Source organism: Xanthomonas sp. CFBP 8152 (genome assembly GCF_014199025.1).
Lineage (GTDB): Bacteria > Pseudomonadota > Gammaproteobacteria > Xanthomonadales > Xanthomonadaceae > Xanthomonas > Xanthomonas arboricola_B.
Map to the genome: position 1 here is coordinate 1,465,946 of NZ_JACHNO010000001.1, position 14,472 is coordinate 1,480,417.

At 64.3% G+C, this 14,472-nt stretch carries 13 protein-coding genes; 9 read left to right on the plus strand and 4 right to left on the minus strand.

Features of this window, described 5'->3' with window-relative positions:
• Window positions 1-107 precede the first annotated feature (107 nt).
• The 8 genes from secF (at window position 108) to FHT09_RS06205 (ending at window position 6,102) form a co-directional block, all read left to right on the plus strand.
• On the plus strand, window positions 108-1,076 hold the full coding sequence (gene secF, locus FHT09_RS06170) for a protein translocase subunit SecF (RefSeq protein WP_104606449.1): 969 nt from the start codon (window positions 108-110) through the stop codon (window positions 1,074-1,076).
• Window positions 1,077-1,574: 498 nt separating this feature from the next.
• Complete coding sequence (locus FHT09_RS06175) at window positions 1,575-1,943, plus strand: Imm50 family immunity protein (RefSeq protein ID WP_104606447.1); 369 nt, start codon at window positions 1,575-1,577, stop codon at window positions 1,941-1,943.
• A 27-nt stretch (window positions 1,944-1,970) separates the two neighbouring features.
• Window positions 1,971-2,387, plus strand: a complete 417-nt coding sequence (locus FHT09_RS06180) for a hypothetical protein (protein WP_146096527.1) — start codon at window positions 1,971-1,973, stop codon at window positions 2,385-2,387.
• A gap of 437 nt (window positions 2,388-2,824) precedes the next feature.
• Window positions 2,825-3,502 (plus strand): DUF4145 domain-containing protein, encoded by a 678-nt coding sequence (locus FHT09_RS06185; protein WP_104606446.1) that lies wholly within the window; start codon window positions 2,825-2,827, stop codon window positions 3,500-3,502.
• A gap of 60 nt (window positions 3,503-3,562) precedes the next feature.
• A complete protein-coding gene (locus tag FHT09_RS06190) occupies window positions 3,563-3,817 on the plus strand; it encodes a hypothetical protein (protein WP_104606445.1) in 255 nt (84 codons plus the stop codon).
• Window positions 3,818-3,882: 65 nt separating this feature from the next.
• On the plus strand, window positions 3,883-4,113 hold the full coding sequence (locus FHT09_RS06195) for a hypothetical protein (protein WP_104606444.1): 231 nt from the start codon (window positions 3,883-3,885) through the stop codon (window positions 4,111-4,113).
• 58 nt (window positions 4,114-4,171) lie between these two features.
• Complete coding sequence (locus FHT09_RS06200) at window positions 4,172-4,603, plus strand: hypothetical protein (RefSeq protein WP_104606443.1); 432 nt, start codon at window positions 4,172-4,174, stop codon at window positions 4,601-4,603.
• 578 nt (window positions 4,604-5,181) lie between these two features.
• Entirely contained in the window at window positions 5,182-6,102 is a 921-nt protein-coding gene (locus FHT09_RS06205) for a type II CAAX endopeptidase family protein (RefSeq protein ID WP_181141346.1), read from the plus strand.
• A gap of 329 nt (window positions 6,103-6,431) precedes the next feature.
• Here the strand turns inward: FHT09_RS06205 and FHT09_RS06210 are convergent, their stop codons facing one another.
• The 4 genes from FHT09_RS06210 to ptsP form a co-directional block, all read right to left on the minus strand.
• Window positions 6,432-7,709, minus strand: coding sequence for a carbohydrate porin (locus FHT09_RS06210; protein ID WP_181141345.1), 1,278 nt, complete (start codon window positions 7,707-7,709; stop codon window positions 6,432-6,434).
• Window positions 7,710-7,890: 181 nt separating this feature from the next.
• The gene (locus FHT09_RS06215) at window positions 7,891-9,627 is read right to left on the minus strand and encodes a fructose-specific PTS transporter subunit EIIC (protein ID WP_184416881.1); all 1,737 of its coding nucleotides are present in this window, start codon (window positions 9,625-9,627) and stop codon (window positions 7,891-7,893) included.
• A 111-nt stretch (window positions 9,628-9,738) separates the two neighbouring features.
• On the minus strand, window positions 9,739-10,695 hold the full coding sequence (gene pfkB, locus FHT09_RS06220) for a 1-phosphofructokinase (protein ID WP_104604895.1): 957 nt from the start codon (window positions 10,693-10,695) through the stop codon (window positions 9,739-9,741).
• Window positions 10,692-13,208 (minus strand): phosphoenolpyruvate--protein phosphotransferase, encoded by a 2,517-nt coding sequence (ptsP, locus tag FHT09_RS06225; RefSeq protein ID WP_184416883.1) that lies wholly within the window; start codon window positions 13,206-13,208, stop codon window positions 10,692-10,694. The genes pfkB and ptsP overlap by 4 nt, the downstream gene beginning before the upstream one ends.
• A 160-nt stretch (window positions 13,209-13,368) precedes the next feature.
• On the opposite strand from ptsP, the gene FHT09_RS06230 reads away from it, so the two are divergent.
• Window positions 13,369-14,358 (plus strand): LacI family DNA-binding transcriptional regulator, encoded by a 990-nt coding sequence (locus FHT09_RS06230; RefSeq protein ID WP_104604893.1) that lies wholly within the window; start codon window positions 13,369-13,371, stop codon window positions 14,356-14,358.
• Window positions 14,359-14,472: the final 114 nt, after the last annotated feature.

A 14,472-nucleotide genomic window follows, 5' to 3' on the forward strand; every position in this document is an offset into this window, starting at 1 on the left:
GAGTCCGGCCTTGCCCCTTGCAGCACGCTGCCAGGGGCGGGGGATGAAACCCTTCGCAAGCGTTGCGCATCCTGACGGTGCGCAACGTCTAAACGGAAGATCTTTCCATGAAATTGTTCCCGCTCCATCTCATTCCCAACGACACCAAGATCGACTTCATGCGCCTGCGCAAGCCGGTGCTGATCCTGATGCTGGTGATCGCGGTGGCCTCGGTCGGTGTCATCGTCGGCAAGGGCTTCAACTACGCACTGGAATTCACCGGCGGCACGCTGGTGCAGACCTCGTTCCAGAAGACCGTGGACGTGGATCAGGTGCGCGAGCAACTGGCCAAGGCCGGCTTCGAGAACGCCCAGGTGCAGAACGCGCGCGGCGGCAACGAAGTGATGATCCGCCTGCAGGCGCGCGAGCAGCACAACAACCGCGACGATGCCGCAAGCACCGTCGCCGAAGAAGTGCGCAAGGCGGTCAGCACCGCGCAGAACCCCGCCACCGTGCAGCCGGGCGAGTTCGTCGGCCCGCAGGTCGGCAAGGACCTGGCCTTGAACGGCGTGTACGCCACCGTGTTCATGCTGGTGGGCTTTCTGATCTACATCGCCTTCCGCTTCGAGTGGAAGTTCGCGGTGGTCGCCAGCCTGACGGCCCTGTTCGACCTGCTGGTCACCGTGGCCTTCGTGTCGCTGACCGGCCGCGAGTTCGACCTGACCGTGCTGGCCGGCCTGTTGTCGGTGATGGGCTTTGCGATCAACGACATCATCGTGGTGTTCGACCGCGTGCGCGAAAACTTCCGCGCGTTGCGGGTGGAGCCGCTGGAAGTGCTGAACCGCTCGATCAACCAGACGCTCTCGCGCACGGTGATCACCGCGGTGATGTTCTTCCTGTCGGCGCTGGCCCTGTACATCTACGGCGGCGAGTCGATGGAAGGCCTGGCCGAGACGCACATGATCGGCGCGGTGATCGTGGTGATCTCCTCGGTGATCGTGGCCGTGCCGATGCTGAGCATCGGGCCATTCGCCGTCACCAAGCAGGATCTGCTGCCCAAGGCCAAGGACGTGGAGGCGCTGGCGCGTCGTCCTTGACCGGTTGGCAAAAGGTGTGACGAAAAAACCGCGCATTGCGCGGTTTTTTCGTTTCTGGCGGCCGTCGCGCGTGCGCGGTTGTGCACTGTAACGCCACTACTCGATATCGTGAAAACTAAGGATTCCGTCGGGCACGTGATGCCAAGCGATACGCTTTACGTCGCGGTAGAGAGCCGCTTGCCAGGATGAAGCGCAGTGTCCAACGGAGATACGCCTGCTCGGTGCGCAGGCTGTAGTGCCGAACGCGCAAACGGCCGCGCACTTGATCGAGCAACCGCGTCGACGGACGTGCTGTTACACCATTGTTCTTGGGGATGTATTTCATACGCCTGCGTCCTTGCTGGATAAAACTAGAAATCGCGCAAAGGTGGAGTCCGCTTGCCGTCGCGTAATCCCGTGATCGCGGCTAGGATTTCCCCATTCACAAAGCGCCAGCGATCGAAGATACTCCGTGCAACACGCATTTCGGCGGTCCAATAGTAGTTAGGCACCACAGGCATGATCTCTAGCTCTGATGCAGTCACCTCAATCTTCGGCTACTGGCCGGAGTTCGCTGATGCCCGCCTGATCTCTTTCAGCTACTCGGCTGAGGGCATTGTCACACTCGGCCTCTTCTACATTGATGGGTCGGCTGGAAAGGGCGCCGAGGTCAACCTGTCATTCACGGGTGTCCGGAGTATCGAGCTCACTGGTTTGGCATCGGAAAACGTACTAGACAGCTTGGCGATTGCTGAGGGCAATCCTCTTGTTGTTACCCTTGAGCCATGCATTGGCTTGGGTGGTAGCTTCACGTGTGCAGCCGCCACAGTTGCCGGGGTGGTGCCTAACAACTCATTCAAGCCGAACCCGCCTCGCAACTTGGCTTAATTCAAGCGTTAGGTCCCAAGGAGAATTATGTCGTATGACCTAGTTGTTTATCTGAAGCGTAACGTGATGCCATCACCAGGCGCTTGGCATGCCGCCATAGTTGAGGCGGGCTTTCCGGTCGCGTTGGACTCCGATTTTGACGTGGACACGTTCTCTGGCTTCCTTCCTTGTCCGGTTCGCGGTGAGATATCCGGCTTTGAGTACTACGCATCAGACGTCGCACCTGAGGACGCAGAGGAGATGGAGCTGGCACCGGGCACTGACTTCTCAGTCCAGTTCTGTATCGGCTCACGCCCGCTTGAGCTGGTATCAGCCCTTGCCGCATCTAGTGTCCTGGCTGCAATGACGGGCGGCTCTCTTGATGATCCTCAGGCAGGCGACTCGGTGCCGGCCGACAGCGCGATTAGTTGGGCAAGAGCTCAGCTAGCACAGGCCGAGGCCTAACAACTCATTCAAGCCGAAGTTGCTTCGCAACTCGGCTTAATTCAAGCGTTAGGCAGCATAGACAAATAGTCGAAACACTTCGGTGTCTCTCAGAGGCGGCCTCCTGAGACTGATGATGACGGGCCTGTTCTATGTTGCAACTGGACCAGTCGGCTTCATTGCTGGATTCCTTGTTTCAGAAGCTTGTTCCGTTTTTTCACATCTCATCCAAAAGGAGGGTACTCATATGATCCATAAGGCTCAGGAGATGCTTCGGTCATTTGTCGTTCGTACTAAGAAGGCTGTCACTGCTTCTCGGGAGTCCCGCCTCCCTTACAGGCCAAGCCTGCTGACGAGCTCGTGGAACCCGAGCGAAAAGGCGTAAAGAGATGCTGCCTTCAAGCCGACGCCGCTTCGCGGCGCGGCTTATTCAAACGTTAGGCCCATAGGCGAGATCCATGAGTATCGATCTTCAAGCAAAGTCACTTGATGGGCAGGCGCACTACTTCAAGATCAATGCGTCCCCTGATCGCTGCCCTCAGTGCCATACATCAGTGCATCCTAAGTTGCTTACTCAGCACCTTTCGGCAGATCAATCAGAAGCGTATGTGACATTTCTGTGTACTAGCCGCAGATGCCTGCGGCCATTCGTGGCGACTTATCGACGCCAATCCATGCATGGCGCTGATTTCGCTCTAAGGTTTACCGCACCAAGGAACACCATTCAAAGTGAGTTCCCTGCATCTATCAAAGAGGTTTCGCCAACATTCTGCGAGATCTACGGGCAAGCTGAAAATGCCAAGGCAGATGGACTGGACCAACTTGTAGGCATTGGTCTTCGTAAAGCTCTAGAGTTCTTGGTCAAAGATTTTGCAAAGTCTGAGCACACAGATTCAGTTGAGAAAGTAGAGCATATGCAACTCGGAAAGTGCATTGACACGTACATTTCAGACCAGAACGTCCTGCAATGTGCAAAACGCGCCGCATGGCTAGGCAATGACGAGACGCACTACATTCGCAAGTGGACAGACAAGGACGTTTCTGACCTTTCCCTATTGGTTCGTCTAACTGTCAACTGGATTGACAATCACCTGCTGACAAAGAAGTACATCAGCGAAATGTCAGGTGGGGCATAACAATTAATTCAAGCCGACACCGCTTCGCGGCGCGGCTTAATTCAGGCGTTAGAGGTCACTATGAGCGACAACTCCGAATATCTAGAAGAGCTTGTGAACCTCACAGCCAAGATTGGAAGTCTCCAATTGGCGCGAGCCAAGATTCTGGCCGCTCTGGAGTACTCCTATCAACCAAATCTTTTAAAGATTCTTGAGCCGCTTGATGAGACGATCCAACTCCTTGACAAAAAAGCGGATGCTGCAGAACTAGCGGCAAAGCTCGCCGAAGCGACAAAAACTCCAATCACAGGCCGCAAGCCGCCGCGTCGGATGTGACCTCTACCAATTCATTCAAGCCGAACCCGCTTCGCGGGTCGGCTTAATTCAGGCGTTAGGCCGCCATGCAAATCCCCATCAACACTATCGGCAACATCCTCAACAGCGGCAAAGTGTCTCACCGAGTCAGGGTCGCTGATGACGCGGACGACACCGGTGGCTTTTTCATCTACGAGTGGTGGGATGGCTCAGACGGCCCCAATGAGCACCGAGGCTTTGATTCGTGGGTTGAGACCCGTGATGATTTGCAACAGTTCTTTGCGGAGTCGGGCTGGCAGATTGACTGGCCGGCCTAACAATTCATTCAAGCCGATACCGCTTCGCGGCACGGCTTAACTCGAGCGTTAGGCGCCCATGATTTCTCCTTCCGATCTTCAGAGAATTGATGCAGCGTGGCTCGCAGTTGACGCAATCGGCCAAGTCGCGCTCTTTACCACCGGCGGCGAGGGTCATGTACCGGAGACAGCGATCGCTTCTACTGAAATCGCTGAAGAGGCAACGCTCTCGCTTCCGGAAACATCCGACTGTAACCTGTTGGTAACCCTCTTCCGTCCCGACAACTTTATTGCATTTGCGAGGCGTGGGTTGTTTGATTATGACTGGTCTGATGTGCATCGGCCTATCAGCCAGTCGCTGGGCGGCTATGAGCTTCAGGCTCGCCCTTTTCGCCCACTGCAATTGACAGAGTTGCCCGCCTTCATGCAAGACCTCGCTGCAAGCACCAAGCTCTCCGATGTAACCTTCGGCGCATCCATCGTGGTGCCAACTGAGTCTGCTGGCACCTAACAATTCATTCAAGCCGAAGTCGCTTCGCGGCTCGGCTTAACTCAGGCGTTAGACCTGCCATGACACTATTGCATCGCGTTGCAGTTGCCCTTCTTATCGGAGCATGCTCCAACGCGTGCTCCGCTCAAGATTCGGTCCTTGCATGTTCCTCAGGGCTTCTTCCTGTGGTTAGCGTCCCGCCAACGCTGCCAGCCAAGCTGCACAATGATTTTGAGGGAAGTGCGATTATTTCCTTCGTTGTCGGTCGCGATTGCCACGTCCGGTCGCCCACTGTTGCATCATCAGAATGGCGTCCCCTTGGCCGCACTCGCCCTAGTACATTGGGTCACAACGACGCAATTCTCTTGGCTGTACGGCAATGGCGCTATCCACCGCAAGCTAAATCCTGCCGCCATCAGGTTCCATTTGAATTCGAGTTTGACGAGAATCATATCTCACCGACTGGCAGGTCTAACAATTCATTCAAGTCGACGCCGCTCCGCGGCGCGGCTTAATTCAGGCGTTAGGCCGACATGAAAGATCACGACCCGGCTGCAGATTCTCTGCCCCCTGACTCATCTCTATCCAGCAAAGATGCCATGTCTTCTGATCGTTTCGACCCAAGCCGCACCCTTCCTGCAGAATCGGGAGGCATCGCGCGCCAGCGCATACGCGTCACCTTCCGGATGCTTGGCTCGCTCCTGCTGGGCGGACTGGCGATCATGGGTTCGGTACTGGTCTTTCGGCAAGGCCTGCTACCACTGATCGATACGGTGTTCCAGCCTGGACCCGCATGGCTCAGCGTGTTCAGACGTGCCGGCATCATCCTTGTGGCCATCGTGGGCTACTGGGCCTATGTGCACTGGCATGAAAGGCGCAAAGCGACCGAGCTGCAGCTGCAGTCGGTTCCCCTGATACTTGGCGGTGTAGGCGGCGCCGCTCTGGTAGCGTTGCCGATCGCCATGCTGTTCGCGTTCGGCGCCTACGAACTGGTGCTGTTTCGCGGCGCCTCGCCGGCTCTGCTGGGCGTGGCGGCCTTCATTGGAATTGCGGCCACCCTAGAAGAGCTGGTCCACCGGTGCCTGCTGTTTCGTCTGCTGGAGCGGGCTTGGGGAACAGTGGTGGCATTGGCGGTGCAAGCGGTGCTGTTCGCCCTGCCGCACTTGGAGAACGTGGCGCACGGTGGACCCGGCGATATCGTAGCCATGTTGATTTCGGTGACAGTGCTGGGCCTGCTATGGGGCGGGCTGTTCGTCCTGACGCGCAACCTGTGGGTGGTGGCCGCCAATCACGCAGCATGGAACTTCACCATCTTTCTCAGTGGCGTGCCGCTTTCCGGCATCGAGGACTGGCGCGCCGTAGCGCCGCTCGAAAGCCGCTATGCCGGGCCCGACTGGCTGACCGGCGGAATGTTCGGTCCGGAAAGTTCGCTGCTGGTGATCGTGTCAGCCACAGTCGTGGTTGTGCTGTTGCTGCGCGCGGCACGACGGCGTGGTGCCTTCCTCAAGCCGGCGGCCTAACAATTCGTTCAAGGCGACGTGCGTACCGCACGCGCCTTAACTCAGGCGTTAGGCAGTGGTGGGTCATTACAGCTTCGGCATCCGTTGTCGCGTGATCTTGCGTGTCCAGCAACTGGCTTGCGCGCGACCAGGTGGGCCGATAACGCCTCATTAGGTGCGATTGCGTACCGACGCGGCTCATCAAACTCGTCGGCCATATCCGGCAAATGCCCAAGTCAACCGAATCGACGCCATGCGTTGCACTGCAGTCAGATGCAACGCACCCGCCACTCACTTCAGGCAGTGGTGGCGGCCAAGCATGCGCGCAACGCGCGCAGCTTCTCGACGGGTCACAGATTCCAGTCGATCCGCATGCCTGCAATCAGCGCGTTCTTCAGATCGCTGGTGCGGGTGGGTTCGTTGAACTGGTCGGGGTTGATCACGTAATGCAGGTTCGGCGCGATGCGCAGGCGCTTGGTGACCTGGATGCCGTAGCTCAGCTCCATCATGATCTGGTTGTCGGCCGGGGTGCCGGTGCCGCCGGCCGAAGCGCGCGCCAGGCGCAGGTTTTCGATCGCCTCGTCGCTGTACTTCTGCTGGGTGATCACAAACGCAATGTTGTCCTGCGGGCGGCTGGCGAAGGTGCCTTTCTGCACCAGGCCCAATTGCACGAAGTGGTCCTCGATCGCCTGGCCGCCGGTGCTCTTGAGGATGGCGCCGAACACGGTCAGGCCGCGGGCGCCGGACGGATCCGGGTTGGTGACCTGTTGTTCGAAACGCGCGAACATGCCCGAGCGGCCCTGCTTGTTCTCGTAGCCCAAGCCGCTGAGCACTGCCGGGTTGCCGTTGCGGTCGCGCAGCGGGTCGGTATAGTCGGAGTTGTCCTGCCAGCCGCCCAGTTCGTATATCGCAGCCATGCTGCCGTCGCCGCCCTTGTTCTTGTAGCCGACCGCGTAAGGCACCACCACGCCGGTGGTGTCGTCGGTGCTCCACTTCAGGCCGTGCTGGCCGTCCTGGGCCTGCACCGGGTTCACCTCGTAGGCGCCCACATGCACGTAGACCTTGGGCGTGACCCAGGCGGTGGCATGCGCGGCCCAGCTGGACACCGGCCAGTAGGTGAAATTGCTGGTGCGGAACACGAAGGTGGGGTTGCCGCAGGCCGAGTTGCCCTGGAAGTACTGGCACAGGTCCGAGCCGAGGAAATGGATGTTGGCCACGCTGCGGCCGGCTTCCAGTTCCAGGCGGTCGTTGAACAGTTTCTGCAGCAGGGTGAAATTGGCCAGGCGGGTGCCCTGGCCGCCGTAGATTTCCTGCACCGAGGTGCTGTTGCCGATGCTGCTGTTGGACAGGTTGGTGCCGTGACGGTTGGAGACGTACAGCTTGACCGTGGCGCCGCCCCAACCGAACAGGCGGTCCATGTCGACGTCGGTGCCGACCATCAACTGACCGGCGTAGGCATCGCCGTTCTTGCGGCCGCCGTCGATCATCGAGGCCGCTTCGCCGGTGTAACCCAGCTTGAGCTTGAAGGCATCGGCGGCGTCCTGCGCATGGGCCAGCGGGGTCAGTGCCAGTGCCAGCGACAGGCAAAGCAGGCGGGGACGGGCATGGCGGGGGACGAGGGCGGTCATGGCAGGACTCCGAACGTGGAAAGCGTGGCCGGGTGGCGAACGCGACAGCTAGGGGATGGGCAAGCCGCCGGCCACGCACGAAGGTGCGCAGCGCAGCGGTGACCGGTCAGGGTGAGGCGGGGCGGCGATCAGGTGGGTCGAATGGGGGGCGGCGAGCGGCAGGGGCCGAGGTGGCCGAAGGTCAGGCGACCACGTCGGCCACCGGCTTCTTGAGCAGGCGCAGCGCCACCGCGGTGACCACCACGCCGACCACCAGGGCCAGCACGTAATTGAGCAGGTGGGTCACCGCGTTGGGGATCAGCAGCACGAAGATGCCGCCGTGCGGTGCCTTCAACTCGGCACCGGCGGTCATCGAGATCGCGCCGGCCACGGCCGAGCCGATCACCAGCGCCGGGATGGTGCGCAGCGGGTCGCGCGCGGCGTACGGGATGGCGCCTTCGGTGACGAAGGCCAGCCCGAGCACGCCGGCGGCCGTGGCCGAGCCGCGCTCTTCCACGGTGAAACGGTTGCGGAACACCCAGGTGGCCAGCGCGATGCCCAGCGGCGGGGTCATGCCGGCGACCATGGCGGCCGCCATCGGGGTGTAGACCTGGCTGGCGATCAGGCCGGTGGAGAACGCGTAGGCGGCCTTGTTGACCGGCCCGCCCATGTCGAAGGCCATCATGCCGCCGAGCAACAGGCCCAGCAGCAGCGCGCTGCTGCCCTGCATGCCGCGCAGCCAGGCGGTGAGCCAGGCCAGCAGGTCGGCCACCGGCTGACCGAACACGTACATCATCGCCAGGCCGACCAGCAGCGTGCCCAGCACCGGCAGGATCAGCACCGGCTTGAGCCCTTCCAGGTTGCGCGGCAGGCGGATGTAGCGGTTGAGTGCGGCCACGCCGTAGCCGGCGATGAAGCCGGCGATGATCCCGCCGAGGAAGCCGGCATTGAGGTTGGCCGCGACCAGGCCGCCGATCATGCCGGGCGCGATACCGGGGCGGTCGGCGATGGAGTAGGCGATATAGCCGGCCAGCGCGGGCACCATCAGGGTGAAGCCGGCCTTGGCGCCGATCTGGAACAGCGACCAGGCCAGCGTGCCCTGGTGCGCATCGTCGCCGGCATAGATGCCGCCGAGTGCAAATGCCAGCGCGATCAATAAGCCGCCGGCGGTGACGAAGGGCAGCATGAACGACACGCCGGTCATCAGGTGCTTGTAGGCGCCGGTGCGACCGTTGTCGGTGTTTTCGGCCTTGGCGGCGCCCGCGACCGGCGCCGCGCCGCCATGCACGCCGGCCTCTGCCAGCGCTTTCTGGATCAAGGCCGGGCCATCGTTGATGGCCGGCTTGGTGCCGCTCTTGAACAGGCGCTTGCCGCCGAAACGGGCCAGGTCGACTTCGCGATCGGCGGCGATCAACACCAGGTCGGCGTCGCGGATTTCCGCATCGGTCAGGGCGTCCTGCGCGCCGACCGAGCCCTGGGTTTCCACGCGGATCTGGTAGCCGAGTTTCTTCGCGGCCTGCTGCAGGCCTTCGGCGGCCATGAAGGTGTGCGCGATGCCGGTGGGGCAAGAGGTGATCGCAACGATGCGCTTGCTGCCGGCGCTGGCGCTGCCTGCGGCAGCCGATGCATTTGCGGCGGCCGGTGCGGCGAGCTGGTTCACCGCGGCGGCCGGGTCGTCCAGCACCGCACCCAGGCTCAGGCGCAGCAGCTGCGCGTCGCCGAAACGGGCGGTGTCGGCATCGGCGTCGCCGATCACCAGCACCTGGCCTGCGCCGCTGGCCAGTTCGCCCGGCAATGCGCCGAGCACGCCCTGGTCGCTGCGGATCTCGATCGTCACGCTGCGCCCAGCGGCGGTGGCCGCGCGGCGCAGCGCTTCGGCCGCCAGGACGGCTTCGGTGCTGCGGTCGCCAGCGGCGATGACCACGATGGAAGAGGACATGCAAATCTCCTGCGTTGTTCGGTCGCCGGCAAGTGCCGGCGGGATACGTGGTGTCTTGCGCAAAACACCGGCGCGCTGCGCTGGCACTGCCAGCGTTCGCGTTGGCGTTTGCTATGAGAGCGGGTCGATGACGATCTCGCCGGCGAGCTTGCGCACCTGCTGTGGGTTCAGCCGGCGCGCATCGCCGCTTTCCAGCCGGCTGACCGAGAACGCGGTGGCCAGCCGTGCGCAACTTTCCAGATCGGTGGAGTCGCCAAGCAGCGCGGCAGCCAGACCGGCCACCATCGCGTCACCGGCGCCCACGCTGCTGCCCTGCGCCAGGCGCGGCGGACGCGCGATCAGGCGCTGGTCGCGCTGCACGAACAAGGCGCCGTCGGTGCCCATCGAGATGACCACCAGCTGGATGCCGCGTGCGATGAGTTCGTGCGCGGCGGCGCTGAGGGCAGCGCGGTCGCTCAGCGGGCGGCCGGTCCAGGCTTCCAGTTCGTGCCGGTTCGGCTTGACCGCGTACGGCAGCGCCTGGCGTGCGGCACCGAGCGCGGCCACCAGTGGCGCGCCACTGGTGTCCAGCAGCACACGCGCACCGGCGGCGCTGGCCTGGGCCTGCAACTGCGCCCAGCTGTCGTCCGGCAGGCCGGCCGGCAGGCTGCCCGACAGCACCACCGGCAGGCCGGGGCGCAGCAGCGGGGCGAGGTGATCGGCCACGCCCTGCAGATGCGGCGGGCCCAGGCGCAGGCCGGGCAGGTTGATGTCGGTGGTGTCGTTGCTGCGCGCTTCGACCAGCTTGAGATTGGTGCGGGTCTCGCCAGCCACGCGCTGGCAATGATCGGTAATGCCGCGCTCGCGGAACAGCGCCTCGAACACGCCGGCATTGCCGACCCCGAGCACGCCGAGCGCGGCGACCTGGCTGCCCCAGTCGGCCAGACAGGCGGCCACGTTGATGCCCTTGCCGCCGGCATCGTTGCGCACGCTGCTGGCGCGATGCACCGCGCCCGGCTGCAGGCTGTCGAGCTGGATGGTCTGGTCGATCGCCGGGTTCAGCGTCACCGTGATGGCGTGCAGGTTCATGCCTGGCCCTCGCGCTGCGCTTCCAGTGCACGTACCTGCTCTGCGGTTTCGCAGTTCAGCGCCTGCTCGGCCAGCTGCTGCAGCTGGCTCAGCGCGGCGCCGCGCAGGCGTGCCTTGACCGCCGGGATGTCGTTGGGCGTCATCGACAGTTCCTGCACGCCCAGGCCGGCCAGCAGGCTGGCGCCGAACGGATCGCCGGCCAGGCCGCCGCACACGCCGACCCAGCGCTGGTGTTTGCGCGCGCCTTCGATCGTGCTGCGGATCATGCGCAGCACCGCCGGATGCAGGCTGTCGGCTTCGGCGGCCAGCTCCGGGTTCTGGCGGTCGATCGCCAGCACGTACTGGGTGAGGTCGTTGGTGCCGATCGAGAAGAAATCCGCATGGCGCGCCAGCACGTCGGCCTGCGCGGCGGCGGCGGGCACCTCGATCATGATGCCGATCGGCACCTCGGGCGCGTCGAGTTCGGTGCGGATGCGCGCGCAGATGGCGCGCAGGGTGATCAGCTCCGGCACCGAGGTGATCATCGGGAACATGATCGACAGCCGCGCCCCGTCCTTGGCGGCGCGGTACAGCGCACGCAGCTGCGGCTCGAGCAGGTCGGGGCGACGCAGCAGCAGGCGCGCGCCGCGCACGCCCAGGAACGGGTTTTCCTCATGCGGCAGCTCCAGATGCGCCACCTGCTTGTCGCCGCCGATGTCCAGTGCGCGCACGATCAGCGGGCGGCCATCCAGCGCCTGCGCCATCGCCAGATAGGTTGCGTGCTGCTCGTCCTCGCTGGGCGTACTGCCGCTTTCCAGGAACAGGAACTCGGTTCGCATCAGGCCGACGCCTTCGGCGCCCTGCGTCAGCGCCATCGCGACCTGATCGGGCAGGTTGACGTTGGCGCCGATGTCGATGTGGTGGCCGTCGCTGGTGTCGGCAGGCAATGCGCGTTGCGCGGCTTCGCGCTCGCGGATGGCCTGCTGCTCGGCGATGTGCGTACGGGCTGCGTCCAGGTCCAGCGCGGACGGGTTGATGTACAGCCGCCCGCTGCTGCCGTCGATGATGGCGGTGACGCCGTCTTCGATATCCATGAGTTGGCCGCCGGCCGCGACCAGCGCCGGCAGGCCGAGCGTGCGTGACAGGATCGCGGTATGCGAGGTCGGCCCGCCTTGCGCGGTGGCCAGGCCGAGCACGCGCGTGGTGTCCAGGTTGGCGGTGTCCGACGGCGACAGATCGCCGGCCAGCAGGATGCAAGGCTGCTCCGGCAGGTCGGTCAGGCCGGCGCCGGCGGCGGCCGGGTCGAGCTGGGCCAGCACGCGGCGGCCGACATCGCGCAGGTCGGCCGCGCGGCCGGCCAGCACCGGGTTGCCGAGTGCGGCCAGGCCCGAGGCGATCTGTTCCACCGCCTGATGCCACGACCACGCCACGCCGTGGCCTTCGACCATCAGCTGGCAGGTGCGGGTGATCAGGTCGGTGTCGTTGAGCAGCTCGGCCTGGGCCTTGAAGATCGCCGCGTCCGAGGCACCGAGCCGGCGCTGGGTATCGTCCTGGATCGCCGCCAGCTGCTGGCGGGTGCGGGTCAGCGCGTCGTGCAGCAGCGCGCCGCCATCGCCCAGCCCGACCGGTTGATCGGCGACCTCGGTCTGCGCCGCACGCAGCCGGTGCACGATGCCGATCGCCACGCCCGGGCTTGCGCCGATGCCGACGATGGCCGGCTGCGCCTGCGGCGGCGTCCAGCCGACCACCGGGGCAGCGCGGCGTTGCGCGGCGCGCTCGGCATCGGCCTTTTCCTGCGCGGTCAGGCTGTCCATCACTGCGCGCAGGCGCTTGAGCAGGGCACCCGCATCGCTGCCTTCGGCCGAGACGGTGATGCTGTCGTCGGCACGCAGGCCCAGCTGCAGCAGGCCCACCAGGCTCTTGGCATCGGCGGCCTGGTCGCCGGCGCGCACCTGGGCGCGCGCCGAGAAACCGCGCGCCGTCTCGGCCCAACGGGTGGCCGGGCGGGCGTGCAGGCCGCTGGGGTAAGCGATAGTCCATTCGAAGGATTCGGCCAGGTCGGTGGCCGGTGCGGCGCTGGTGTCGGGTGCGCGGTCGCCGGTCAAGGCCGCCACGATCACGCCCGGGTCGTCGGTGGTGAACAGCGCTTCCAGCTGGGCCGGGTCCTGGATCAGGCGGGTCAGCCGGCGCAGCAGGGTGATGTGGGTGTCGGACTGGGCGGCGATGCCGACCACCAGCCGGGTGGTCTGGCCCGGGTTCCACTCCACGCCCTCGGGCAACTGCAGCACGGCGATGCCGTCGCGGCGCACCAGGTGGCGGTCTTCGCCGACGCCGTGCGGGATCGCCAGGCCGTGGCCGAGGAAGGTATTCGCCAGCCCTTCGCGGCGCCGCATGCTGGCGTCGTAGCCCGGCGCCACGCAGCCGGCGGCGACCAGCAACTGGGCGGCCTGCGCAATGGCGTCGTCCTTGTCGCGGGCATGCGCACGCAGGCGCACGAGTTCGGGAGTGACGGGGGCTGGCGACGGAGAGGACAAGACGGACTCCGGGTAGGGACGGGCTGGGCAGTATAGTGGGAACGTTCCCACGTTCCAGGTCAATGTGCACTGCACAAAAACGTTGTAATGCTTTCGGGTTAGCATCGGATCAGAGACGGCGCCCGGCATCGGGTGCGCAAATGGAGCGGGAACGGTCCCAGTGAGTATCAGCATCAATGACGTGGCCCGTGTGGCCGGGGTTTCCAAATCGACGGTCTCGCGCGCGCTGGGCACCGGCCCGGTCAGCGAGGAGGTACGCGCCAAGGTCGAAGCGGCGGTGCGCCAGACCGGCTACCGGCCCAATCTGATGGCACGGCGCCTGCGGTCCCAGCAGTCCGGCATCCTGGGGGTGATCGTCGCCGATATCCGCAACCCTTACTTCACCGCGCTGATCCGCGCGGTGGAAGAAGTGGCCTATCGCGCCGGCATGCGCGTGACCCTGTGCAATACCGACGAAGATCCCGAGCGCGAGGCGCTGTACCTGCAATTGATGCAGGAAGAACGCATCACCGGGTTGATCTTTGCGCCGACCCGCAATACGGTCGGGCGCATGCACGAACTGGTGCTGGACTATCCGACCGTGCTGGTGGACCGCGCCGGCCCCGGCAGCCGCTACGACAGCGTGGTGCTGGATAACGCCGCGGCCATGGGCGAACTGGTCGCGCATCTGCAGGCGCAGGGCTATCGGCGCATCGGCGGGTTGTTCGGCACCAGTACCACCGCGACCGAGCGCCGCAACGGTTATCTGGCCGCGATGGCTGCGCCAGGGCTGACGCCGGCCTACCGCGAAGTGGCGCCCACCGCCGAAGCGGCGATCGCCGAAGTCGGCCAATGGCTGGCCGGCGCAGACCGCCCCGACGCCATCGTCACTAGTAACAGCCTGCTGTTGATGGGCGCGCTCAAGGCCGCCCGCACCGCCCGGCTGCGCATCCCCGAGGACCTGGCCCTGGCCGGCTTCGACAACGAGCGCTGGACCGACTTGGTCGAGCCGGGGATCACCGTGGTCGAGCAGCCGGTCGAAGACATGGGCCGCGCGGCGATGTCGCTGCTGCTCGAGCGTTTGAGCAATCCGCAGCTGCCGATCCGTCGCATGGTGATGACCGGGCGCTGCGTAGTGCGCGGCTCCACTGGCGCGCGCCCGCGCATCTAACCGCCCTCGTCGTAGGAGCGCACTCGGGCGCGAGGGGCGTTACCGGCAAGGCTTGTCGCGCCCGGGTGCGCTCCTACGGGAGATCACGGGCGCGCGAACAAAAAAGCCCCGGCA